The 23,941-nt window shown below is 54.7% G+C and carries 21 protein-coding genes; 14 read left to right on the top strand and 7 right to left on the bottom strand.

Features of this window, described 5'->3' with window-relative positions; all coding sequences use genetic code 11:
- Positions 1–2 precede the first annotated feature (2 nt).
- Complete coding sequence (locus tag Q8O73_RS16970) at positions 3–1,580, top strand: cytochrome D1 domain-containing protein (RefSeq protein WP_371135101.1); 1,578 nt, start codon at positions 3–5, stop codon at positions 1,578–1,580.
- A gap of 208 nt (positions 1,581–1,788) precedes the next feature.
- On the opposite strand, the gene Q8O73_RS16965 is transcribed toward Q8O73_RS16970, so the two are convergent.
- A complete protein-coding gene (locus Q8O73_RS16965) occupies positions 1,789–2,910 on the bottom strand; it encodes an iron-containing alcohol dehydrogenase (protein ID WP_305559384.1) in 1,122 nt (373 codons plus the stop codon).
- A 425-nt stretch (positions 2,911–3,335) separates the two neighbouring features.
- Between Q8O73_RS16965 and Q8O73_RS16960 the strand changes: the two genes are divergently transcribed.
- From Q8O73_RS16960 to pdxA, 7 genes are all read left to right on the top strand, one after another.
- Entirely contained in the window at positions 3,336–3,791 is a 456-nt protein-coding gene (locus Q8O73_RS16960) for a tripartite tricarboxylate transporter TctB family protein (protein ID WP_305559383.1), read from the top strand.
- Between the two features lie 31 nt (positions 3,792–3,822).
- Positions 3,823–4,779 carry a tripartite tricarboxylate transporter substrate binding protein gene (locus Q8O73_RS16955; RefSeq protein WP_305559382.1) on the top strand — a complete coding sequence of 319 codons (957 nt, stop codon included), beginning with the start codon at positions 3,823–3,825 and terminating at the stop codon, positions 4,777–4,779.
- A 70-nt stretch (positions 4,780–4,849) separates the two neighbouring features.
- Positions 4,850–6,340 carry a tripartite tricarboxylate transporter permease gene (locus Q8O73_RS16950; protein WP_305559381.1) on the top strand — a complete coding sequence of 497 codons (1,491 nt, stop codon included), beginning with the start codon at positions 4,850–4,852 and terminating at the stop codon, positions 6,338–6,340.
- 11 nt (positions 6,341–6,351) lie between these two features.
- A complete protein-coding gene (locus tag Q8O73_RS16945) occupies positions 6,352–7,239 on the top strand; it encodes a dihydrodipicolinate synthase family protein (protein ID WP_305559380.1) in 888 nt (295 codons plus the stop codon).
- The gene (locus tag Q8O73_RS16940; protein WP_305559379.1) at positions 7,236–8,201 is read left to right on the top strand and encodes a phosphoglycerate dehydrogenase; all 966 of its coding nucleotides are present in this window, start codon (positions 7,236–7,238) and stop codon (positions 8,199–8,201) included. Before Q8O73_RS16945 ends, Q8O73_RS16940 begins: the two co-directional genes overlap by 4 nt.
- A 1-nt stretch (position 8,202) precedes the next feature.
- Positions 8,203–9,252, top strand: a complete 1,050-nt coding sequence (locus Q8O73_RS16935) for an Ldh family oxidoreductase (protein ID WP_305559378.1) — start codon at positions 8,203–8,205, stop codon at positions 9,250–9,252.
- Between the two features lie 42 nt (positions 9,253–9,294).
- A complete protein-coding gene (gene pdxA, locus Q8O73_RS16930; protein WP_305559377.1) occupies positions 9,295–10,287 on the top strand; it encodes a 4-hydroxythreonine-4-phosphate dehydrogenase PdxA in 993 nt (330 codons plus the stop codon).
- A gap of 70 nt (positions 10,288–10,357) precedes the next feature.
- Here the strand turns inward: pdxA and Q8O73_RS16925 are convergent, their stop codons facing one another.
- Positions 10,358–11,104: a FadR/GntR family transcriptional regulator gene (locus tag Q8O73_RS16925; protein WP_305559376.1), complete on the bottom strand. Its 747-nt coding sequence runs from the start codon at positions 11,102–11,104 to the stop codon at positions 10,358–10,360.
- A 21-nt stretch (positions 11,105–11,125) separates the two neighbouring features.
- The gene (locus Q8O73_RS16920; RefSeq protein WP_305559375.1) at positions 11,126–12,202 is read right to left on the bottom strand and encodes a four-carbon acid sugar kinase family protein; all 1,077 of its coding nucleotides are present in this window, start codon (positions 12,200–12,202) and stop codon (positions 11,126–11,128) included.
- Between the two features lie 218 nt (positions 12,203–12,420).
- On the opposite strand from Q8O73_RS16920, the gene Q8O73_RS16915 reads away from it, so the two are divergent.
- Positions 12,421–13,323: a LysR family transcriptional regulator gene (locus tag Q8O73_RS16915; RefSeq protein ID WP_305559374.1), complete on the top strand. Its 903-nt coding sequence runs from the start codon at positions 12,421–12,423 to the stop codon at positions 13,321–13,323.
- 16 nt (positions 13,324–13,339) lie between these two features.
- Here Q8O73_RS16915 and Q8O73_RS16910 read toward each other — a convergent pair whose 3' ends face one another.
- Positions 13,340–14,284 (bottom strand): isoaspartyl peptidase/L-asparaginase family protein, encoded by a 945-nt coding sequence (locus tag Q8O73_RS16910; RefSeq protein ID WP_305559373.1) that lies wholly within the window; start codon positions 14,282–14,284, stop codon positions 13,340–13,342.
- A 359-nt stretch (positions 14,285–14,643) separates the two neighbouring features.
- On the opposite strand from Q8O73_RS16910, the gene Q8O73_RS16905 reads away from it, so the two are divergent.
- The 5 genes from Q8O73_RS16905 to Q8O73_RS16885 all read left to right on the top strand — a co-directional run bounded on the left by Q8O73_RS16905 (position 14,644) and on the right by Q8O73_RS16885 (position 21,072).
- Complete coding sequence (locus Q8O73_RS16905) at positions 14,644–16,473, top strand: ABC transporter ATP-binding protein (RefSeq protein ID WP_305559372.1); 1,830 nt, start codon at positions 14,644–14,646, stop codon at positions 16,471–16,473.
- A gap of 112 nt (positions 16,474–16,585) precedes the next feature.
- The gene (locus tag Q8O73_RS16900) at positions 16,586–18,091 is read left to right on the top strand and encodes a glutathione ABC transporter substrate-binding protein (protein ID WP_305559371.1); all 1,506 of its coding nucleotides are present in this window, start codon (positions 16,586–16,588) and stop codon (positions 18,089–18,091) included.
- Between the two features lie 68 nt (positions 18,092–18,159).
- Entirely contained in the window at positions 18,160–19,080 is a 921-nt protein-coding gene (locus Q8O73_RS16895; RefSeq protein ID WP_305559370.1) for an ABC transporter permease subunit, read from the top strand.
- A 9-nt stretch (positions 19,081–19,089) separates the two neighbouring features.
- On the top strand, positions 19,090–19,992 hold the full coding sequence (locus Q8O73_RS16890; protein ID WP_305559369.1) for an ABC transporter permease subunit: 903 nt from the start codon (positions 19,090–19,092) through the stop codon (positions 19,990–19,992).
- A gap of 24 nt (positions 19,993–20,016) precedes the next feature.
- Complete coding sequence (locus Q8O73_RS16885; protein ID WP_305559368.1) at positions 20,017–21,072, top strand: P1 family peptidase; 1,056 nt, start codon at positions 20,017–20,019, stop codon at positions 21,070–21,072.
- A gap of 14 nt (positions 21,073–21,086) precedes the next feature.
- On the opposite strand, the gene Q8O73_RS16880 is transcribed toward Q8O73_RS16885, so the two are convergent.
- The 3 genes from Q8O73_RS16880 to hydA form a co-directional block, all read right to left on the bottom strand.
- On the bottom strand, positions 21,087–21,908 hold the full coding sequence (locus tag Q8O73_RS16880) for a M55 family metallopeptidase (RefSeq protein WP_305559367.1): 822 nt from the start codon (positions 21,906–21,908) through the stop codon (positions 21,087–21,089).
- A gap of 164 nt (positions 21,909–22,072) precedes the next feature.
- Positions 22,073–22,549: a DUF3830 family protein gene (locus tag Q8O73_RS16875; RefSeq protein WP_305559366.1), complete on the bottom strand. Its 477-nt coding sequence runs from the start codon at positions 22,547–22,549 to the stop codon at positions 22,073–22,075.
- Positions 22,497–23,909, bottom strand: coding sequence for a dihydropyrimidinase (gene hydA, locus Q8O73_RS16870; RefSeq protein WP_305559365.1), 1,413 nt, complete (start codon positions 23,907–23,909; stop codon positions 22,497–22,499). Before hydA ends, Q8O73_RS16875 begins: the two co-directional genes overlap by 53 nt.
- Positions 23,910–23,941: the final 32 nt, after the last annotated feature.

Here is a 23,941-nt window from a genome sequence, read left to right as displayed (position 1 = left end):
AGATGTTTCGGCGTTTTGCCACCGCCACAGCCCTTGCCTGGATGATATTGGCCCCGCTGGGTTTTTCCACATTCGCCTCCGAACATGGTCCGGCCACGGCCCTTTATGCCACCCATTGCGCGGCCTGTCATGGTGGCGATCGTCTGGGCGGCATGGGTCCGGCATTGCTGCCCGAAAGCCTTGAAAAATTGCGGGGCCATGCCCTGAATGATGTCATCACCCATGGCCGCGCCGCCACCCAGATGCCTGCCTTTGCCGATGAAATAACGGCGCAGGATATCGCCGGGATTGAGGCATGGCTGCGTGCGCCCCTGCCCGAAATCCCGCAATGGCCGATGGCGCAAATTCTTGACAGCCATGACATTCTGGTCGATCCGGCAAGCCTGCCTGACCGGCCACAATATGATGCCGATCCCCTGAACATCTTTACCGTGGTCGAGGCCGGGGATCATCACATCACCATTCTGGATGGCGACAGTTTCCGGCCCCTTGCCCGTTTTCCCACCCGCTTTGCCCTGCATGGCGGCGCCAAATATTCACCGGACGGGCGGTTTGTCTATCTGGCTTCACGTGACGGCTGGGTCGCGATGTATGATCTTTATTCCCTGCAACTGATTGCCGAAATCCGGGTCGGCCTCAACACCCGCAATGTCGCGGTATCGGGCGATGGCCGTTATGTGATGGCGGGCAATATGTTGCCCCATAATCTGGTATTGCTGGATGCCCGCGACCTTACCCCGATCCGGGAAATTCCGGTGGTCGGCGATCATGGCACATCATCAAGGGTGTCTGCCGTTTATACCGCTCCGCCACGCCAAAGTTTTATCATCGCACTAAAGGATTTGCCCGAAGTCTGGGAAATTTCATATGCCGACAATCCAAGGCCGGTTTACCCCGGATTTGTCCATAATTACGAACCGGGCATGATCGAGGCCCTCAATGTTCAGGACGGCCCCTTTCCCGTCCGGCGCATCCGTCTTGAAGACAATCTGGACGATTTCTTTTTTGACCAGGATTACCGTCATCTGATCGGCGCGGCACGCAATGGCCGCGATGGTCAGGTCGTCAATCTGACGGTTGGTCGCAAGATCGCCGATATCGCCCTGGATGGCATGCCGCATCTGGGATCGGGCATTACATTTGACTATCAGGGACGGTCGGTACTGGCGACACCGCATCTGAAAGATGCCAAAATCAGCATCATCGACATGCAAAACTGGCAAACCATCCGCACCATCGAAACACTTGGCCCCGGCTTTTTCATGCGCAGCCATAAAAACACCCCCTATGCCTGGGTCGATGTCTTTTTCGGGCCGGACAAGGATGCGGTGCATGTGATTGACAAACGCACCCTTGAAATCGTCAAAACCCTGCGCCCCGAACCGGGCAAGGTCGCCGCCCATGTCGAATTTGACCGCAACGGCAAACATGCCCTGGTCTCAATCTGGGATGACGATGGGGCGCTGGTCATCTATGACGCCGCAAACCTTGAGGAAATCCGGCGCATCCCGATGAAAAAGCCGGTCGGCAAGTACAATGTCTTTAACAAGATCACCTATTCCGAAGGCACCAGCCATTAAAAGACCTGTGCGCAGATAGCTGTAGACGCTGAGAATCATTGATGCATCAACACTGATGCAGAGTTCAGGAGATCAGCAATGAACCCTCATCGTATTGCGCACAAATCCCTTAAGCTGGCCTCACAAGACAAATCATCACCGTGCGAACAAACAAATTGAACCTGAACACCTCAATTCCGAACCCGAAAATTATTCCGGCAATGCAAGTTCACGATGCTGCCTTGTATAGCTCCAGGATATCCTGTTTTGACAGATCAACCGGGTTCCAATCGAGAAGGCGGCGAATGGCATGGGCCTCGGCCGCCATGTTTTCGAAATCGCTTTCAGGAACACCGTAACTGCCAATATCCATACGCATGCCCAGCGATGCGCAAAATGCCACGGACGCTTCCCGCAGGTCTTCGGTGCCATTATAATCTGCCAGCCCCAGTGCGCGGGCGATCTGGCGGGTTTTCTCAGGAACGGCAGGCTCGTTGATCGCAAGAACATGCGGAAACATCAACGCATTGGCCAATCCATGCGGAAGCTTGTGTCGCGTTCCAAGCGGATAGGAAACGGCATGACCCGCAGTTGTATTTACCGGACCAAGGCAGATACCCCCGTAAAATGCCGCCAATGCCATGCCTGATCTGGCCTCGATGTCGGCTCCATCCCTTACCGCCCGCGCAAGATATTTCCCCACCAGTTCGATACCCTGCAAGGCATAACCATCAATCAGCGGATGCGCACGTTTGGAGGTAAATGCCTCGACGCAATGCGCCAGAGCATCCACACCGGTTGCGGCCGTAACGTGGGGGGGCACAGAAACCGTCAGGGCCGGGTCGATGATTGCAATATCCGCCAGCATCTCGATGCTCTCGGTGGCAACCTTGTTCAAGCTCGCCGGATCCGTGACAAGCGCCCGCGTTCCAACTTCCGATCCGGTTCCCGCTGTCGTCGGTATCTGAACCAGCCCGACACGCCGTTTGGGCGCACGACCGGGGCCCGAAATGTTCGAAAGCAGCACATCCCGATCAACCATCACAGAAACAAGCTTGGCAAGGTCCATCGCAGACCCCCCGCCAAATCCGATGACCAGATCGCATCCGGCGGCCGCCTTGACCGCCGCATTGAGATTATGCGCGTCCGGCTCGGGTATCACATCGCCAAAAACAGCAACATCCAAAAGCCCGAGAACATCAAGCCTCACAACATTGACACTGTCCGAAACAACAAAGGGTTTCCTGAAACCATGCCCGCGAACCCATTCCGCCAGCGTGGACACCGCCCCCTCGCCAAAACGCAGAATGGACGGGCGTTGAATCTCGATCTGGCGAGAAAGGTTAAGCATCTTCGGACCTCTGGGTTGGTGACGACTTGTTAAATTCAGTAATTTACCGGCATGCCGTTTTGCGACTAGGGCCGCAAAACCCCTCAATATTTAGAGAGAATCGCCGCAGGAAGATGCCCACCATAGAGGCCGGTTTGTTAATTTGTCAATTTGTAATAATCATCATATTGAACAACATCATGCAACCTTTCAATCATATTCCAGAACGCAAACAAAATACAAAAATACACACAATATATTGATATAATTAAAATTTTTCCCAGTTTGCGAACTGCAAAAGCAGGGCTTTCTGATTTAAGGATCAAAAAGAAAGATGCCCAAAAAATAAAATAAGTTGACATATTTTCAAGCGAACTTAACCTGCCCGGTAACAAGAAGCAGAAAATGCCACGCAAACCCATCACACGCCCACAAGGGAGGAACGCGTGAGTGCAATCAGCGAATCACGCAGCAGCATCTGTATCGGCAGCGGACTTCTTGTCTTCTGCGGCTTTGCCGCATGGCGCACGTCGCTTGTAAAGGTGCAGGCTGCCAATACCGTGGCCGGGCCAACTTTTCTTCCGTGGATCATGATCGGGTTGCTCGCAATTCTGTCAGCAGCCCTGATTGTCCGTGCCCTGAAAAATAGAACGGGCACCACAACCATCCCGATGCCCGACAAAAAAATCCTGGCACGGATGGGAATATTTATCCTCTTGCTTGTCGCCTATGCCGCCGCGTTTATGCCGCTGGGCTATCTGCCTTCGACACTGATCACCTTTTGCGCCGGGCTGTATCTGATCGGCGAACGGCGTCTGACTGTCCTGATTGCGTTTCCATTACTGACAACCGGCATCATCTATCTCGGCTTCACAAAATTCCTGCAAGTGTGGCTGCCCTGATCAAAATCAAAATTCTATCAAGGAGGAACCCATGAACAAGAAACTCATCATGGCAGCGGCCCTGCTGTCAGCCACCCTTTCGACCGAAGCCCTCGCTTTCCCCGACCGGCCGATTCAGATCATTGTTCCTTATGCCGCAGGCGGCGGAACCGATCTTTCAATACGCCTTTTTGCCGAAAGTTTCGAACGCAACATCGAAGGCAGCACGATGGTCGTACGCAACCAGCCCGGTGGGGGTGGTTCGATCGGTACATCGGGTGCATTGTTTCCCCGACCCGATGGATACACGCTGGGCACCGGCGCACAGGGGCCCCTGGCCCTCCTGCCGCATCTGGGTGGCACGCCCTATACGATTGACGATGTTGAATTCATCGGGCTTTTTGGTCGCAACCTGCAAGTCCTGGTTTCCTGCAAGGATGCACCTTTCAGCAATTTCGACGAATTCCTTGAATATTCGAAAACCAAAGCTGCCCAAATCGGCAACTCGGGCGCAGGCGGGGCCAATCACATTTCGGCCGAAGCCTTTGCCAAGGCGGCCAAGATCAAAATTGAATCCGTTCCGTTCGGCGGATCGTCCGAAGCACGCACCGCATGCGTCGGCGGACATATTGATGCAATGGTTGCATCCCCGGCCGAAGCCCTTGGTCAGGTTGAAGCTGGCAATGTTTCGGTGCTGTTTGTAATGGAACCCGAACGGATCGACCTGTTCCCGGATGCGCCAACCGCCGTTGAAAAGGGCATCGATTTCACCTGGTCGTCATGGAAGGGTGTCATTGCACCCAAAGGCATCCCCGCAGAAGAACTTGCTTTCCTGCGTGATGCCGTCAAAACCACTGTTGCCGACGACGAATTCCAGAAAAAAATGGAAGAAATGGGCGAGTTCGTGATCTACGAAGGCCCCGAACAATACGAAGCACGCGCCCGCGCAGACAGCGAAACAGCAGAGGCTGTCATTCGGGATCTCGGCATGTATGGAATGAATAACTAAACCGGACAAACTCAGGGCTTCAGGTCACCTGAAGCCCCCTTCTTTTGTCGGTTTGAGCGAGTAGCTTTTTATGGATGTTCTTTCATCACTTTCACAGTTGTTTGAGTTCAACACCCTGTGGACCATTGCCCTTGGCACCCTTGGCGGGCTGATCATCGGTGCCCTGCCCGGCCTGACCGCGACCATGGGGGTTGCGCTGCTGATCCCGATGACATTCGGCATGGCCCCGGTTGTCGGGCTGAACATGCTGATCGGGATCTATATCGGCGGAATTTACGGCGGCTGTGTCTCGTCCATTCTGCTGCGCACTCCCGGAACGCCGGCGTCCGCAGCCACCGTTCTTGACGGCTACCCAATGGCCCAAAGAGGCGAAGCCGGAAAAGCCTTGGGCATGGCGACAATTGCCTCGATGATCGGGGGGCTTTTCGCTGCCATCATATTGGCAACACTGGCACCGCAACTGGCATCCATTGCGCTTGAATTCGGGGCACCCGAATATTTTGCTCTGGCCCTGTTTGGCCTGACGATCATCGCATCGCTGTCCGGTGATCTTCTGAAGGGTGCGATTTCCGGCCTGCTCGGCATCCTTGTTTCCTGCGTTGGCGCGGACCCGATTACCGGTGTGCTTCGATACACATTCGGCTTTTCGGGATTTGCATCCGGTTTTGCCTTCACCCCCGCGCTTATCGGGCTTTTTGCATTGTCCGAGGTTTTCACCCAGATGGAACGCCTTGGCAAATCCGAAATCCCTATTCGCAACGTTTCCGGTCGCTGGCCATCAAGATCGGACATGCGTGAAAGCAGGGGGGCGCTGGTCCGCGGATCGATCATCGGTACCATCATCGGCATTATTCCCGGCACTGGTTCAGGAACAGCATCCTGGATTGCCTATAACGAAGCCCGGCGATCCTCGCGCCATCCCGAAAAATTCGGCACTGGCTATGCCCCCGGCATTGCGGCAACGGAAAGTGCCAATAACGCCGTTTGCGCCGCCGCCCTCATTCCGCTTCTGGCACTGGGCATTCCCGGTGACGTGGTCACTGCGGTTCTGATGGGCGGGTTGATGATTCAGGGGCTGGCACCGGGACCGATGCTGTTTCAGACCAACCCCGATGTCATCATCGGCATTTTCGGCGGCACCTTTATTGCCACCATTTTCATGTTCATTTTCGGCATGGCACTCATTCCGGTTTTTTCCCGAATATTGCTGATCCCGCGTCAGATGCTGACAATGACCATTGTCATTTTCTGCTTTATCGGGTCCTTTGCCATCAACCTGAACCCTGTGGACCTATACACGATGGTCGGTTTCGGTGTGCTTGGCTGGGGCATGCACAAATTCGGGTTCAGTCAGGCGGCCCTGTGCATTGCCCTGATTCTCGGCCCGATGATGGAGGCCAATCTGCGTCGCGGATTGCTGCAATCCGGTGACAATCTTGTCACATTTGCATCCGGCCCGATCACCCTTCTGTTTTTGTCTCTTACGGTCCTTTCCCTTGGCTGGCCGATGGTTTCACGCCTGAAACAGCGCCGCCGCAACCACATCAAATCCCCGGAATAACAGGAAACATCATGACCAAATCGGCATATGTCGCCCTCGTCACCTGCTTTAATGACGATGAAACAATCAATTATCAGGCGACCCGCAATCAGGTAAAACGCCAGATCGCAGCGGGTAACAACATCATGTGCGCAGGCACTAACGGCGATTTTACCGCCCTGACCTTTGATGAAAAGGTCCGCCTGACCGAGGAAGTCGTTGATGAAGCGGGCGGCAAGGCAAAGGTCATTGTCAATGCGGGCATGCCCGCAACCTTTGAAACCATCAAACTTGCCCGTGAATTTGACCGTATCGGGGTTGATGGTATTGCGGTCATCACCCCGTTTTTCATTGCCTGTACGCAAGACGGTCTGATCCGCCATTTCACCGCAGTCGCCGATACTGTTTCGGTCCCCGTATATCTTTATGACATTCCGCCGCGCACCCAGAACCATATCGAACCGGAAACCGCCAAAACCCTTGCCCGTCACGGCAATATCGCCGGGATCAAGGATTCCGGCGGCACCAATGAAAGCCTGAATGCCTATCTTGGCATCAGTCGGGAAATGGATGGTTTTGATGTCTATTCCGGGCCGGATCATCTTGTGCTGTGGTCGCTGCAAAATGGGGCTGCTGGCGCAATTTCGGGGCTGGGCAATGTCTTGCCCGACATTCTGGCCGGTATTATAGACGGCTTTAATTCCGGCGATATAGCCAAGGCCGAAGTCAATCAGGAAATCTTTGGCAATTTCCGCAAGGACCTTTACGGCCTTGGATATCCCCCGGCCTTGGTCAAACGTGCGCTTTACCTGATGGATGAAACTGTCGGTGCATCGCGTCAGCCCGCCCTGCTGCCTGATCCGGAACAGGATCGAAAAATCGTCGAAATCCTTAAAAAATACGGACGCATCCAGCCATGACAGTCCTTCTGACAACATCGCCGGGATTTGGCAAATATGGGGCGGTTTCGGCCCGTCTTGACGAACTCGGCTGGGAACTGATCCGCTGTGTGGACATGACAAAACCGGATGGCGGTGTCAGCCAACATATCGCACGCGCGGATTATCTGGTGGTCGGTCTGGTGCCGGTAACACCTGAAACCATTGCGCAGGGCAAGAACCTCAAGGCCGTCCTCAAACACGGTGTCGGCGTTGACAATATCGATATCCCTGCCTGCACCGGATCGGGCCTGCCGGTCCTCAATACCCCCGGCGCCAATGCCGATGCCGTGGCGGAACTTGCCATCGGCATGATGTTTGCGCTGGCACGCAATATTGTCGCCGGTCACAATTCGGTCGTTTCGGGCGGATGGAACCGCACAATCGGCACCCAGATCGGCGGCAAGACACTGGGTATTATTGGCCTTGGCAATATCGGCAAGTCGCTTGCGCTCAAGGCGCGTGCGCTGGGCATGACGGTTATCGCACAGGATGCCTACCCGGATATTTCCTTTGCAAAAGCAAACGGCATTGACTTCGTCGATGTGAATACACTTCTTGCAAAATCGGACTATGTTTCGTTGCATATTTTTGGTGGCACAGAAAACACGGCCTTCATCAATGCGGAAAAGCTCGCACGGATGAAACCGGATGCCTGTCTTCTAAACCTCGCACGCGGCGAAGTGGTGGACCTTGATGCCCTGTCTGATGCCCTGTATGACAAAAAACTGGGCGGTGCCGGTATCGACGCCTATATTGTCGAACCCCCGCAAACCGGCCACCCGGTTTTTTCTCATCCGCGCGTTGTTTTCACACCGCACACCGGGGCCGATACTCAAGAGGCCTTGGCAAATGTCGGCCTGATGAATATCAGCGATATTGAATCCCTGATGCGCGGCGAGCATCCCCGGCGCGTCCTCAACCCCGAAGTTTTCGGGGGCTGATATGAGCGAAACCTTTGATCTGGCAGAACTGACGGATTTCGTATCAACCCTGTTTGTCAGGGCGGGTCTTGAGACCGACAAATCCGCTGCGGTTGCCTGTTATCTGATCGAGGCCGACCTGATGGGGCATACGACCCACGGGCTGGCGCTGGCCCCGTGGTATCTGCAAAGTGTGCGTGACGGCGTCATGAAGACAGGCGGAACTTATGAAATTCTGTCTGATCGCGGGGCGGCACAATGCTGGGACGGAAAAAGATTGCCCGGTGCATGGCTGACAAGCGAGGCCATGAAAATCGCGGTCAACCGTGCCCGCACGTTTGGCTCGGCGACCATTGCGATTGGTAACAGCCACCACATTGGCGCACTTTCGGCCTATCTTTCGATTGCAACCGACCAGTCGATGCTGGCATCGGTTGCGTCCTCCTCTCCCTCCGGGGCACAGGTGGCCCCGTTTGGCGGACTGGATGGCGTTTTCACACCGAACCCGGTGGCATGGGGCATTCCAACCAATGCCCAACCTCTTCTGATCGACATCTCAGCATCCATCACGACAGTCAATATGGCCACCCGTCTGAAACGCGAAGGGCGGGTATATGATCATGACTGGCTGATGGATCGCGATGGTCGCATCGGCAACGATCCCGAAATTCTGGATGATGGCGCAACCCTTCTACCCACTGGCGGCGTTGATCATGGGCAGAAAGGCTATGGCATGGCCCTGTCCGTCGAAGCCCTGACGCAGGGTCTTGCCGGGTATGGCCGCGCAAACGCCCCCAAGGGAACCAATGCCGCCGTCACTGTCAGTGTATATGACCCGGCGGCCTTTGGCGGGGTTGAAAACTTTGTCACCCAGACCGGCTGGCTGCGCGATGCCTGCCTTGCCAGCCGCCCCAAAGATCCATCGCATCCGGTGCGCCTGCCCGGACAGGCCGCATTGCTACGCAAGGCCGCATCCATCCGTGACGGGGTTCGCCTCTATCCCGGCATCGCCGACAGCCTGAATGCCGAAGCACAGCGCTATGGCATCGCCACGATTTCCGCACAAGCATAACCTTGGAAAACCGGGTCAAAAAACCCGAGACAGGAGACACAGATGACAATCGCCAGCACACCAGTTGCCATTACCATGGGCGATCCGTCCGGGGTGGGTGCCGAAGTCACCGTTCGGGCCCTGACAACCCTGACACCGGAAAAAAGACAGAACTATACCGTAATCGGTGATATCGACGTCCTGAATCGCGCCATTCGGGCCTGCGGGCTTGATATCGGCACCCATCAGGCTGGCGACACCCCGTCCGGGCCCTCTATCGTGGTGAATCATATCGCCATTGACAGTTTGCCCGACAAATTCGGCATCCTTTCGGATCGTTGCGGTGAAGCCAGTTTCCGTTACATCGAAGCTGCGGTGAAAATGGCGCAATCGGGTGAAGCAACCGGCATTGTAACCGCGCCGATCAACAAGGAAGCCCTGAATGCCGCCGGGCATCACTATGACGGTCACACCGGCATGCTGGCACATCTGACAGGATGCAAATCCTCGTGGATGTTGCTGGCATCCGAACGCCTGAATGTCATTCACGTTTCAACGCACGTATCCCTCAGGGATGCGATTGACCGCGCAACGACGGACCGCGTTCTTGAAACCATCCGCACCGGATATCGTCATTTCAAACGAATGGGATACGAAAACCCGAAAATCGCGGTTGCGGGCATCAATCCGCATTGCGGTGAAAACGGCCTGTTTGGCAATGACGACCCGGAACGGATTGAACCGGCTGTGAAAAAGGCACAGCAGGAAGGCATCAATGTTCACGGGCCGATTTCCGCAGATTCCGTCTATCACCGTGCCTATCGCGGGGATTTTGACCTTGTCATCGCCCAGTATCACGATCAGGGGCATATCCCGGTCAAACTCGTGGCATTTGATACCGCCGTGAATGTGTCGCTTGGCCTGCCGATTGACCGTACATCGGTCGATCACGGCACGGCATTCGACATTGCAGGCACCGGCCGCGCCAATCATGAAAACATGCTCTCGGCACTCAGCTATGCGGACAAACTGGCAAATGCCAGACGCCCATCGTAACGGCGTCGAAACCTTGTAAAACCAACAAGGCCCGGACTGAACTGGTCCGGGCCTTGTTATTGTCGAAAAGTCACATTTTCAAACTGAGTAAACTGCCCCCAAAAAGCCGATCCCTGGAATGCTCGATATGTCGGTGCATCAGGGTTCTGGCCTCTTCTGACTTGCCATCGCGGATTGCCTTGTAGATTGCGGAATGTTCCTCCAGAACTTCTTGCAAACGTTTCAGGCCATCCGACATCAACGACTGCCCATGCAGCTTCATCCCGATATTGATATGCTCGCGCAAGGCCCGCATCGATGCCTCGAAATAATGGTTGTTCGCCGCCCGGGTAATCGCCAGATGAAAGGCAAAATCGGCATCTTCGCGGTGCTGGTGCGATCCTGTCGCAGCCTTGAGCAGATCCAGCGCATGTTCGATTTCCTTAAGGATCGTTTCATTATGCCGCGTCGCCGCAAGGGCCGCGGCCTCCGGCTCGATCGTCAGGCGAAATTCGTAACAGCGCTGAATATCGGCCAAAGTTTCGACCTTGGCAAAGCCAAGCGGCGCGTGTTTGGCAGGCCGCACATAACTTCCCGCCCCCTGACGGGAATAGACCAGCCCCTCCTCGCGCAACCTCTCAAGGGCCGTGCGCAAAACAGGGCGCGAAACCTCAAGATCGGTTGCCAAAACATTTTCCGGGGGCAACTTGCTGTTCGGCGCGTACTCGCCATTTGTGATCCGGCTGAAAAGTGAATGATAAACCCGATCAGCAAGAGCTACGCGGGGTTTTCTGACCTGCTCTTTCACCGGGGAACTTTCTGGTTTGTCCTGTGTCATAAAAACCTTAAGAAAATCTGTTTATGCAATTAATGATAGTACATTTTGAAATGTATCTTCAGTCCCAAATCCACCGGATTTTGTCACGACAGTAATTTTTTGATTGTTCAGGACCGTTTCCGCAAACGGCATACCCGGCAGAACCTCTCCTTTTACCGTCAGAAATTTCATACCGGCTTCATTCAGAATTGCCGCAGCAGTTTCTCCGCCACAGGCCAGCAAGGTTGCCGGCACATTTCTCCGGATTTCCCGGACAATTCCCGACGAGAATGCCCTGCCGGCCTCAGTGCCCGAAACTGTTTCATTGCCAGCCACCATCTCGACAATCGTCACTTTTCCGTCGTGCTGCCGATCCGTGCCGGGGCCATGTAAATTTTGCCCGTTGGGTGCTTCGACAATGTCACAAACCGACCGGATTTTATCAATCTGCGCCTTGGTGATCGGATCTCTTGAACCGATTGCAAACAACGCAGGCGCAGGTAACGCAATTGGCTGCCTCGGTGACATTTCGGGTCTCAGCCGGATCGCCAATGCTTCTGCCAGCCCTGCGGCACCGACGAAAAGACAATCTTCCAGTTTCAATGGCAATGCCACAACAATATCAGAAAGGTTTTGGGCATTTGCAATACTGTCAGACGGAAAGTCCCCCGGCAGAATTTCGGAAATATCAATCGGTTCGGTTACACCATTGCCGACAATCCGCCCCCCTTCGACCAACCGGCCCTGTGATGGAACCGCAGGGCAGACAAACATGTTCCGCTTCAGCTTCTTTTCCCAAAACACGTCAAGCTCGGCCTTGATGTTGCCCTTTAAACGGGAATCCACTTTCTTCATCAGGACCGGCGGATCAAAGCACATACAGCCCAATGCTTCCGTGATCTTCTGTCTCGCAAGTTCTGCTGAAATCTCGCGTGAAGATGTGCTGACCGCAACCACATCGCACCCGCTTTGCAGTGCTTCGGCAAAGGCGTCAACAGTTCCCGCGACAACGGTGCTCATTCCACGATTGGCAAAACAAACCGCGCTATCAAGCGCCCCTGTCAGATCATCTGCCAGAATCACAACGGAAACCATCTGCAAACCTTGTTTTTTTACCAAAAAACTCCGATATGTAAATTTGTATATTATTTGTAAAATTTAGCAAGTATCGGTACAGCATCAAGGTGCAGAACAGGCGTTCTGACATGCGCCCGGACCGAAATGAAATGCACCTTCCACCGTGCAACCCCAGACCAGACACCGTATGGAAGGGGGTCGCCTTTTCTGACATTAAAATGTTACAAACGGCGTGTTGATCGTTTGGCGGGGATTTTTAAATGGAAATAAAATGGCTTGAAGATTTTGTTTCTCTCGCCAGAACTCACAATTTTTCGCGTTCTTCCGAAGAACGCAATGTGACACAACCGGCTTTCAGTCGCCGCATCCGCGCCCTTGAAAACTGGATCGGGACCGACCTGATTGACCGGCGAAGCTATCCCATCAAACTGACCGAAGAAGGAAGGTTGTTTCGCGATACGGCCGAAACGGTTTTGCACGACATCTATCGCGACCGTGCGCAATTTCATCAGATACAACATACCCGCCGTCCCGATATCCGCATTGCCGCCGCCAGCACACTGAGTATCAGTTTTATTCCCAACTGGCTCAAAGGGGTGCAACAAACCATCGGCCCGTTCACAAGCCATATCATGACCGAGAATTTTCATGATATGGTCCGGCATCTGGCCGATGGCGACATTGATTTCGTCCTGCAATATTGCAGCCCGAAAGTCCCGGTCCTGTTCGACACGGCACAATTTCGCGCCCTGACACTGGCACGCGAAAAAATGATCATGGTTGCCCCGCCCGACAACAAGGGCAATCCGGTAGTCCATCCGGATCAGGACGGCGAAATTCCATATGTCGGCTATTCCAAGAACGGCTATTTCGCCGAAATAGAATCACTGATTTTCGGCGAAAATCCCGGCACCGGAAAAAGGCTCAAACGCATCAGCGAAAGCCCGACATCCGAATTTGTAAAACGCATGGCCATTGAATTCGGCGCCATGACACTGGTGCCTGAAAGCTGTGCAAAACCCGAACTGGCCCGCAATGAACTGGTCCTGATCGACGCCCCGAACTGGAGCCACGAACTCGATATCCAGATTTACCGCAAGGCCGACACCAAACGCATGGTGACCCGCAAACTTTGGGATGCGCTGACCGATAGCGTGACGTAACCGGCGCAATGCACCACTATGCTGGTTCTTCATCCCGATAAATAAAGGTTTCAAACCGGCCTGTCTGGGTAACAAAGCCGCGATACATGCCTTCGCTATTCATCGGCATGACAATGTTGCCTTCGCCGTCCACCGCAACAAGGCCGCCCGACCCATTATTCCTGGCAAGGTCCTCCATCACCACGTGATGTGCCGCCTTGGCAAGGGTTTCGCCCGCATGGCGCATCCGCGATGCAATCTCATGCGCCGCACAGTATCGGATAAAAACTTCGCCATGCCCGGTCGCCGATACCGCACAGGTCTGGTCGTCCGCAAAGGTCCCGGCACCAATGACCGGTGAATCGCCAATCCGTCCGGGGGCCTTGGCTGTCATCCCCCCTGTCGAGGTCGCCGCCGCAAGCCGCCCCCGCATATCGCGGGCAACCGCGCCAACCGTGCCATGACGCCGGGCGGGATCACGGCTTTCCTTGCCTTCGGCCCGCATCTTCAATGTTTCCTGCAAGGCATTCCATCGGGCTTCTGTATAAAAATAATCGGCATCTTCAAAAGGTAAACCGGCATCCAGGACCATTTTCATCGCCGCTTCGGCGCTAAAGAAAACATGTTCGGAACGATCCATAATCAATCGGGAAACTTTTATGGGATTGCGCGGACCCTGTATTCCGGCCACGGCCCCGACATTCCGGTGCGTTCCCTCCATCACGGCCGCATCCATTTCATGTTTGCCATCCGCGGTAAAAACCGCACCACGCCCGGCATTAAACAACGGATCATCTTCCAGCGCACAGACCGCCTCCACGACCGCATCAACCGCATCTCCGCCTTTTTCCAGCACGGCATAACCGGCCCGAAGCGCCGCCTGAATGCCCGCATGATAGGCTGCTTCTTTCTCGGCCGTCATTTGACTGCGCAAAATAGTACCGGCACCACCATGCACAGCCAGCGAGAAACGATTTGTCATCTGAATGCTCCTGGAAACAAAATCGGGGGATCTGAATAATCCGTTGCGAAACTATTATCGCCACCGGGTGCAACGGCAAATCACTGATTTTTCCCCGCCAGACCTCTCATACGCCCTGCGCATAGTCCGAAAAGATGCGCAAAATGTCCGGGCTACAGAAACAAATGCCTTCCGGGATACGCGCACAGATCAGGCAGGGGGGACACCGGATCAAACCCCGATCAAAACTATGCAAAATCGGCATAGATGTTGCCAAATCAGCTTTGGCCGAACTTCCCCCTGATCGTTAACGTCGCACCAACCAGCAAAAAGAGACCCCCGGTGCCGAACCGGGCCGTGACAGATTCAGGGAATTTTGAATGCCAGAACAAACGCGCCAGCCACTTTTATCCGTCCGTAACCTGACTGTCGCCTTTGGTAATGATACTGCGCCGACAACCGTGGTCAAAAGCCTCGACCTTGATGTGCACAAAGGCGAAACCGTTGCCATTGTCGGGGAATCGGGATCGGGCAAATCTGTTACCGCCCTGTCCCTGATGCGTCTGGTTGAATTTGGCAACGGCACCATTGTTGATGGCACAATCAATCTTGTGCGGCGCGACGGCAAAACGTCCGACATCTGCAAGCTGGACGACGAAAATGCCCGCACCCTGCGCGGCGACGAAATCTCGATGATTTTTCAGGAACCGATGACCTCGCTCAACCCGGTTTTCACAATCGGCGAACAATTGATCGAAGCCGTCGCAACCCATCAGAAAAAACGACGCAAGGATGCCGCCGCCATCGCAATCGAAATGCTGGAAAAAGTCCGCATTCCCGATGCACGCAATCTGATGAAGCGTTATCCCCATCATCTGTCTGGTGGCATGCGCCAACGTGTGATGATTGCCATGGCCTTGTCGTGCCGCCCGCAATTATTGATCGCAGATGAACCAACAACCGCACTTGATGTCACCATTCAGGCCCAAATCCTGCGTCTGATCCATGATCTTCAGGTCGAAAATGGCATGTCGGTCCTGTTCATCACCCACGATATGGGCGTTGTCTCGGAAATTGCGGATCGCGTGATCGTCATGTATCGCGGTGAAAAGGTCGAAGAAGGCCCCGTAAAGGACATCTTCGCCAACCCGCAGCATCCCTATACCAGGGCCCTTTTGCAGGCCGTCCCGCGACTGGGTTCGATGGAGGGAACCGACCTTCCAAAGCGCTTTGCCATTCCCGGCGAACACCCAAAAACCGACGCAGCACCCGCCGCAAGTATCGATTACACCAAACCCCCGCTTCTGTCGGTACGTGGCCTGACAACACATTTCGATATCAAGGAAGGCCTGCTGGGCAAGACGACCAAACGTGTCCATGCTGTCGAAGGCATCGATATCGACATCTGGCCGGGCGAAACACTGGGGCTGGTCGGGGAATCAGGCTGTGGAAAATCAACAACCGGGCGCTCCATCCTCAAACTCGTGCAATCGCAATCTTCCCGGTTGCTGTTTGACGGTCAGGACATGTCGTCCATGTCCAACACCGATCTGCAAAAACTGCGTCGTCAGATCCAGTTTGTCTTTCAGGACCCCTACTCATCGCTAAATCCGCGTCTGACCGTTGGCTATTCCATCTGCGAACCGATGTTGATCCATCGTCTTGAAACACCGAAAAATGCCATGGAAAAGGCCGTCTGGCTGCTTGAACAGGTCGGCCTCTCAGCCGAACACGCCAAACGCTATCCGCATGCCTTTTCGGGCGGGCAACGTCAACGCATTGCGATTGCGCGTGCGCTGGGCACAGACCCAAAACTGATCATCGCAGACGAAGCCGTATCGGCACTGGATGTATCGGTACAGGCACAGGTCATCAATCTGATGATGGACTTGCAGGAAAAATTCGGTCTGGCCTGGTTGTTCATCTCGCACGACATGGCCGTTGTCGAACGGGTCAGTCATCGCATTGCCGTGATGTATCTGGGTCAGATCGTTGAAACGGGAACACGCCGCAATGTGTTTGAAAAGCCCGGCCATCCCTACACCCAACGCCTGATGGATGCGGCCCCCATTCCCGACCCATCCTTACGCATAGAACATCGTCCCCTGATTACCGGCGAAGTCCCAAGCCCCGTTCGGGCGATCAACAATCCCCCTGTCCGGCTCGACCTGCGCGAAATCTCGCCCGGACATTTCATTACAGCGGAATAAACGTCCACCTTCCTCCCCATACAGATGGTCAAAAAATAACAACGGCCACCACATCAGTTACGAGGCATTAAACATGAAACTATTGCAAACCGCCGCTTTCAGCGCCGCCCTCATGGCAGGATCCCTCGGGGCCTTTCAGGCGGCACACGCGGCAGAAATGTCGATTGCCCTGAACCAGATTGTTCAGGGGCTGAACCCGCAAGACTCAAATTACAATGTCGATTATTCCGTCGCGAACGGCATTTTTGAACGCCTGATTGCATTTGATGGCGACATGAAACTTGTTCCCCAGCTCGCAACAAGCTGGGAAGGCAGCGAAGACGCGAAAATCTTTACCCTGAAACTGCGTCAGGGCGTAAAGTTTCAGGATGGTACGGATTTCAATGCCGCCGCTGTCAAAATCAACCTTGATCGTCTGGCCGACCCCGACCTGAACCTGAAAAAGCACAGCCTGTTCAAACTGGTTGAATCGGTCGAAACCCCCGACGAAAACACCGTTGTGATCAAGCTGAGCAAACCGTTCGGTGCCATGATCAACACTCTGGCCCATCCGTCGATTGTCATGCAAAGCCCGGCCGCGATCGAGAAATATGGCAAGGACATTGCCAAACATCCGGTCGGAACCGGCCCCTTCAAGTTCGAGGAATGGGTTCCGGGCGAAAAACTGGTTGTTGTGAAGAACGAAGGCTACTGGGACCCGGAATGGCCGAAACTTGACAAGGTCACCTTCTATCCGGTCCCTGAAAACGGCACCCGCGTTTCAATGCTGATGTCGGACGAAGTCCAGTTTGTGCCAATCCTGCCCGCCGAACTGATGAAGCGTGTCAGCGAGTCCGACTCATACGAAGTGCTTGAAAAACCGGGTATTTCGGTTTGGGTCATGGCCATGAACATGATGCGCAAACAGTTCCAGGATATTCGCGTCCGCGAAGCCTTTAACCTTGCCATTGACCAGCAAGCCTTTGCCCAGGTCGTTTATGGCGGTCATGCCATTGTGCCCGATGCTCCGCTGGCACCGGCAACCCAGTTTCATGCAACCCAGTCTCCGGCCCTGTCAACCGATGTTGCCAAGGCCAAAGAACTGATGAAAGAAGCCGGATATGAAAACGGCTTTGAGGTCAATCTCTGGGCGCGCAACAATTCAACCGAAGTCCGCATGCTGCAATTCCTCAAACAGCAGCTGTCGCAGATCAATGTCAATGTCCAGATCGTCCCGCTCGAAGGGGCAACCCGTGCAGAAAAACTGTTCGGGGCCAACCTGACACCGGAAACCGCCGAATTTGACATGACGATCGGCGGATGGTCACCCTCGACGGGGGATGCCGACTGGCATCTGCGCCCGGTTTATGCGACCGAAGGCTTTGTTCCGAACATGTATAACCTGTCGTTTTATTCCAACGCGGTTGTGGACAAGGCCGTTCAGGATGCTCTTGAAACAGCGGACCCGGCAAAACGTGCTGCGGCTTATGCAATCGCCCAGGACCAGATCTGGAAAGACAAACCTGTTGTCTGGCTGGCCATCGATAACGCCCTGGCCGGGCGGAAAAAAGGTCTCACCGGTGCATTTCCGATGCCCGATGGCACCATGCAATATGCCCGCGCTGCCTACGAAGAATAGGCCCGCCTGAAACCAATGACCCGGTATGGCCCTGTGCGATACCGGGTCGCTGAGACCAAGAGCATCAAATGGTTCAATATTTTCTGCGACGGCTTTTTGCCCTTATCCCGGTTCTTTTTCTTATTTCAATATTCGTATTTCTGTTTGTGCACGCACTGCCGGGGGATCCTGCGCGTGTGCTGGCCGGTGACAATGCCACATTGGAAGAAGTCGAAATCCTGCGTCGCTCTCTTAATCTTGATGCCCCGTTACATCAGCAATATTTTGATTTTATTGGCAATATTCTAAGCGGCAATCTTGGCGTATCTCTGCGTACCGGCGAACCGGTGGCAACCATGATCGGTCGCGCCTTTATGCCGACAGTATGGCTGGCATTATGTGCGCTTGGCTGGTCCGTCATATTCGGATTGATCTCTGGCGTCATTTCTGCGGTCAAACGCGGCAGTATTGGCGATCATGTCGGCATGTTTGCCGCCGTCTCGGGTATTTCGATGCCGCCCTTCTGGCTTGGATTGCTGCTGATGCAGTTTTTCTCGGTCCAGTTGGGCTGGTTTGGCACCAGCGGTTTCGACAGCCCTTCTGACCTCATCCTGCCCTCGATCACGTTGGGTGCGGGGGTCGCGGCAATCATGGCCCGCTTCACACGCTCTGCCGTCATCGAGGTCATCCGCGAAGACTATATCCGCACCGCACGGGCCAAGGGACTGCCTGAAAAAATTGTGATCTGGAAACATGCCCTGCGCAATGCCCTGATTCCGGTGGTCACGATGGCCGGTCTGCAATTCGGCTTTTTGCTGGGCGGCTCAATCGTCATTGAACGGGTGTTTCGCTGGCCCGGCATGGGGTCCCTGCTGCTTGATGCGATCAGTTTCCGCGACTATGCCGTGGTCCAGGCTGAAATCCTGATCTTCTCTCTTGAATTTTTGCTGATCAACCTTCTGGTCGATGTGCTCTATGGGCTCATCAATCCGAAAATCCGCTATAGCTAGGATACCGTCATGACGCAACAAACCGATATTGTCATTGATGCTGCCCCGGCACATGGCGAAACGGCCGCCAGCCCGTTCAAGGAATTCTGGGAACGGTTTTCAAAACGCAAGGTGGCCGTGGCAGCGGGTCTTTTCCTTCTGTCCATGTATGTTGTCGCCTTTCTTGCCCCCGTCATTCTGCCGTTTGGGCCCGACAGCTTTGACTATATGAACACCCTGCAAACACCGACAGCATTGCACTGGGCCGGCACCGATGAATTTGGCCGCGATATTTTTGCCCGTCTGATGAATGGGGCAAAACTGTCAATGTTTATCGGATTCACCTCGGTTTCTGTCGGGGCGATCATCGGTGTTCTGGCCGGTCTTTTTGCCGGGTATTATGGCGGCTGGCTTGATGCCTGCACCATGCGGGTATCCGATGTCCTGTTTGCCTTTCCCGGTATTCTGCTTGCAATCGGGATTGTCGCAATTCTCGGCCCCGGATTAGCCAATGTCATCATTGCCGTTGCCATTTTCAGTGTTCCTGCCTTTGCCCGCATTGTGCGTTCCGGGACACTGACCCACAAGGAAAGCACCTATGTCGAAGCCGCCCGTGCGGCCGGGGCATCGAACATGATCATCATGTTCCGGCATATTCTTCCGGGTGTTCTGGGGGCGGTCATCGTCTATTTCACCATGCGGATCGGCACATCAATCCTGACCGCAACCAGCCTGTCTTTTCTGGGATTGGGGGTGGAACCTTCAACTGCGGAATGGGGGGCGATGCTGTCGACCGGGCGCGATTACATGATGGCGGGTGAATGGCACCTCACGCTGTTTCCCGGTATTGCGATTTTCATCACGGTTCTATCATTTAACATTCTGGGCGACGGGCTGCACGATGCGCTCGATCCGAAACTTGACAGGGAATAGGCTACCTTTGTGTGGCACAAATCAATGACTGAACAATTCAGAAATACGTTTTCCCCTGCGGACTGGTGGGTCCATCCTGCCGGTCCCAAGAACCTGATCACAGATGTCCCCGGCGTCACCGTCGGACATTACACCCATAATAACGGCGATACGGCACGGACCGGGGTTACGGCGATCCTTCCCCATGACGGCGATCTGTTTGACCGGCCGGTTCATGCGGCATCTGCTGTGTTGAACGGATTTGGCAAAAGTGCGGGGCTTGTGCAACTTGACGAACTGGGTGAAATCGAAACGCCCATCATTCTGACCAATACCTTTGGCGTGGGGGATTGCAGCAAAGCCCTGACCAAACGGGCCATCCGGCTCAACCCGGAAATTGGCCGCAAAATGCCAACCGTCAATCCATTGGTTCTGGAATGCAATGATGGTGTCGTCAATGACATGCAGGCCTTCCATGTCACCGAAGAAATGGTCAATCTTGCAATTGACCGGGCCGGAACGGACTTTGATCAGGGCACCGTCGGGGCCGGTACCGGCATGAAGACTTTCGGCTTTGCCGGGGGTATCGGGTCGGCATCGCGCCGGGTCAAAACGGCCGACAACACCAAATATCATCTTGGCGCACTGGTCCTGTCCAATTTTGGGCAGAAATCCGAATTGCGGGTTTTCGGGAAAAAACTCTCGGCCTTTAACCCTGTGGTCCCGGATGCCAAAGACAAGGGATCGATCATTATCGTTCTGGCAACCGACGCGCCGCTGGATTCACGCCAACTGGGCCGTATCTGCAAACGCACCGGCGCGGCTTTGGGGCGCCTGGGCAGTTATTGGGGACATCAAAGCGGCGATATCGCCGTTGCGTTTTCCACCGCCAACAGTCATTCCCGTTCGGGCCAAACGCTCTACAATGCCACCCGCCTTTCCGAAAGCTGCATGAACGATTTTTTGCATGCAACGGTTGAAGCCGTGGAAGAGGCCGTCCTCAATGCCATGTGGTTTGGCCGCGCCCATCCGGGATATACGGGTAAAACCCTGCCGGAACTGTCCGCATTTCTGGATCAGGCCGCCGCACCCCGGGGTTAGGGTGCGGCCCCTGACTATTGCAAGGCCGCGATCATCAGCGACAGTGCGGAAATTGTGCCAATCGCCCCCGCGTGGCTGTCAACATGGAAACATACCGTATGGGCATCCGGCCGTTTCATCATCGGCAACAACGCCGCCGCATCGGCATAGAGTGATTTGTGAAACCGTACCGACACATCCAGCGGCGCGGTGCAAGGGGCCTCGACCTTTGCCGATCCGGCACTTTTGACCGCTTTGGCGACCTCACGTCGGATCAATTCGCGTGATTTCGCCGGTGACAGGCTGCTTGCCGCATGGGCTCCCAGCGCCTCCTTGACGATGATCGTGCCAGCAGCGGGAAATTGTTCGGATATTTCACGTGCCAGACAATCATCGCCACTCACGGCAAGCAACGGCACGCCGATTTCGGCGGCATATCCGCCAAACAGGGTCGGTTCTCCGGCGCGCACGCCATTTATCTCGATGGAATGAAACGCCATGCCACTGACCGTATGGGCCATGATGCCGTAATTCGATGCCGCCGCGTGATAACCAATCAGCACCACCCCGTCATGGTTCCCATCAATCCCCTGAATCATCGACAAGGGTCGGGGCTTGCCTGAAACAAGGCGCGCCCGTTCGTCAAGATCTTCGGCAATGATATTGCGCATTGGCCCGTGGGAATCCGCAACGATCACATCCGTTGCCCCGCCATCAAACGCCCCGGCAATTGCCGCATTGGCTTCTTGCGTCATCAGGCGGCGCGCCACTTCATATTCCGGATTGCCCCGCCGCCCCTGAATCGTCTCGTTGACGCCTGCCACACCTTCGATATCGACCGATATCATGATCCGCATTTTGATCTCCGAAATCCTCACATTACGTCGCAAAGCCTAAACCGTATGACGCCGGAATAACCAATGCCAATCTGACATGATGTATGCGAAAGGCAGGAGCCTATCTTGTGGCTTGCCCGCAACATCCTTCCGGGCCCGCTGCCCTTTTGCGTCACATCACGGGCTCAGGCTGCCGCGAAATGTATCTTCTGCGCGCCCTTCCAAAGGCACGCCTGTCCCAGTTCGTGAAGCTTGTCGAGGTTGGATGTGATGGTAATGAAATGATTCCCGGCAAGCTGCCCGACCTTCGATGAAAAATCGACCCCGCCATAGGCAAGCAGAATTTCGGTTTCACTGATCCCGCCCGGATAAAGAATGAAATGCCCCGGAGCCGGATGGCTGGTGTGATTTTCATAATCAACACCGAAATCGTAATCCCCCAAGGGAATCCACACGCCTTCACCCGACCAGCGTACATGCACAAGCTGCCCGTCATATGGCAGGCACTTGATAAAGGCCGCACATGTTTTCGGGGCTTTTTCCACCTCAAGAACGGCATCGAATTCGTATTCACCAGCAGTAATTTTAAGTTTCATCTTTTCTGTTCCATTATTTGCAGTTTGTCTTTGGATGCGTCGAGGCGGGGCGATACTGACCGTCACCTTTTTTACCGGTCAACTTGCCGTTATCGACCATGACCTTGCCCCCCAGAATGACCGTTGTCGGCCAGCCGGTAACAGCAATGCCCTCGTAGGGGGAATAATCAGATCCGTCATGCAGATCGGCATGACGAATGGTCCGTTTTTCCGTGGGGTCCCAGATGGCAATATCCGCATCCGCACCGATCGAAAGGGTGCCTTTGCGGGGATAAAGACCATATGTCTTGGCATGATTGGTGGATGTCAGCGCGACAAAGCGGGGCAGGTCAATACGACCTTTCATCACACCTTCGGAAAACAGAATGGGCTGGCGCACTTCCACGCCGGGAATACCATTCGGAATATGCCGGAAACTGCTGCGCCCTTTCGGGCTGAGCTTGCCCTGTGGATCATCATAGCGAAACGGACAATGATCCGACGAAAACAGGTCAAACACCCCGGTTTCAATGCCCCGCCAGCATTCCTGCTGTTCGGCTTTGGTTCGCGGGGGTGGCGAACAGACAAATTTCGCCCCTTCCCAATCCATGCCATCAAGATCATCCGCCGTCAACATCAGATATTGCGGACATGTTTCGCCCAAAACCCTGACACCACGGGCACGACCGCGCAGAACCTCGTCCATGGCCTGACCATTTGAAATATGCACGATCACAATTGGCACACCGACGATTTCCGCCAGCGATATCGCACGATGGGTTGCCTCGCGTTCGACGGCGACCGGGCGGGTTTGTGCATGGGCTAACGGCTTCACATCCCCGGCAAGCTCGTGTTTTTCGACAAGAAACCGAATGGCATCTTCGTTCTCGCAATGCACCATCACGGTTGCCCCGGTTTTGCGGGCCACATCAAGCGTTTTAAGAATGGCGGCATCGTCAAGGCGAAGGTCTTCATACGTCATGAAAACCTTGAGTGAGCTATAACCATCGGCAACCAGCGCCGGAATATCCTGCCCCAGAACGGCATCGGTCGGATCACAAATGATCAGATGAAAACTGACATCGACATAGCACTGCCCTTCGGCCCTGGCATGATAGTCCTTCAGGGTTTCACGCAACGGCACACCGCGTTCCTGCAAGCAGAACGGCATCACGGTTGTATTGCCGCCAAAAAGCGCCGAAAGCGATCCGCTTTCAAAATCATCGGCCATCACGATACCCTCGCCCGATGGCTGTGAAATATGAACGTGGCTGTCAATCCCGCCCGGCAACACATATTTGCCTGCGGCATCGATTTCACGCACCGCCCCGACAAGATTTTGCCCCATCTGAACAATTTTCCCGTCCCGTACGGCAATGTCGCATTCAAACACATCCGATGCCGTCGCCACGGTTCCGTTTTTGATGATCAGATCATACATGCTCATTCGATACTCTTTTCAGTTTCAGCCCGAATCAA

This window comes from Thalassospira sp. (assembly GCF_030690045.1).
Lineage (GTDB): Bacteria > Pseudomonadota > Alphaproteobacteria > Rhodospirillales > Thalassospiraceae > Thalassospira.
The sequence above is the reverse complement of the archived record's forward strand: the minus strand, read 5'-3'. Positions and strand labels throughout refer to the sequence as shown.

Bases quoted from the DNA above. Each gene is read 5' to 3' on its own strand.
- Q8O73_RS16970 (WP_371135101.1), top strand. From the start codon at position 3: ATGTTTCGGCGTTTTGCCACCGCCACAGCCCTTGCCTGGATGATATTG.
- Q8O73_RS16965 (WP_305559384.1), bottom strand. From the start codon at position 2,910: ATGCTTAACCTTTCTCGCCAGATCGAGATTCAACGCCCGTCCATTCTG.
- Q8O73_RS16955 (WP_305559382.1), top strand. From the start codon at position 3,823: ATGAACAAGAAACTCATCATGGCAGCGGCCCTGCTGTCAGCCACCCTT.
- Q8O73_RS16950 (WP_305559381.1), top strand. From the start codon at position 4,850: ATGGATGTTCTTTCATCACTTTCACAGTTGTTTGAGTTCAACACCCTG.
- Q8O73_RS16945 (WP_305559380.1), top strand. From the start codon at position 6,352: ATGACCAAATCGGCATATGTCGCCCTCGTCACCTGCTTTAATGACGAT.
- Q8O73_RS16940 (WP_305559379.1), top strand. From the start codon at position 7,236: ATGACAGTCCTTCTGACAACATCGCCGGGATTTGGCAAATATGGGGCG.
- Q8O73_RS16935 (WP_305559378.1), top strand. From the start codon at position 8,203: ATGAGCGAAACCTTTGATCTGGCAGAACTGACGGATTTCGTATCAACC.
- pdxA (WP_305559377.1), top strand. From the start codon at position 9,295: ATGACAATCGCCAGCACACCAGTTGCCATTACCATGGGCGATCCGTCC.
- Q8O73_RS16925 (WP_305559376.1), bottom strand. From the start codon at position 11,104: ATGACACAGGACAAACCAGAAAGTTCCCCGGTGAAAGAGCAGGTCAGA.
- Q8O73_RS16915 (WP_305559374.1), top strand. From the start codon at position 12,421: ATGGAAATAAAATGGCTTGAAGATTTTGTTTCTCTCGCCAGAACTCAC.
- Q8O73_RS16910 (WP_305559373.1), bottom strand. From the start codon at position 14,284: ATGACAAATCGTTTCTCGCTGGCTGTGCATGGTGGTGCCGGTACTATT.
- Q8O73_RS16905 (WP_305559372.1), top strand. From the start codon at position 14,644: ATGCCAGAACAAACGCGCCAGCCACTTTTATCCGTCCGTAACCTGACT.
- Q8O73_RS16900 (WP_305559371.1), top strand. From the start codon at position 16,586: ATGGCAGGATCCCTCGGGGCCTTTCAGGCGGCACACGCGGCAGAAATG.
- Q8O73_RS16895 (WP_305559370.1), top strand. From the start codon at position 18,160: ATGGTTCAATATTTTCTGCGACGGCTTTTTGCCCTTATCCCGGTTCTT.
- Q8O73_RS16890 (WP_305559369.1), top strand. From the start codon at position 19,090: ATGACGCAACAAACCGATATTGTCATTGATGCTGCCCCGGCACATGGC.
- Q8O73_RS16885 (WP_305559368.1), top strand. From the start codon at position 20,017: ATGACTGAACAATTCAGAAATACGTTTTCCCCTGCGGACTGGTGGGTC.
- Q8O73_RS16880 (WP_305559367.1), bottom strand. From the start codon at position 21,908: ATGCGGATCATGATATCGGTCGATATCGAAGGTGTGGCAGGCGTCAAC.
- hydA (WP_305559365.1), bottom strand. From the start codon at position 23,909: ATGAGCATGTATGATCTGATCATCAAAAACGGAACCGTGGCGACGGCA.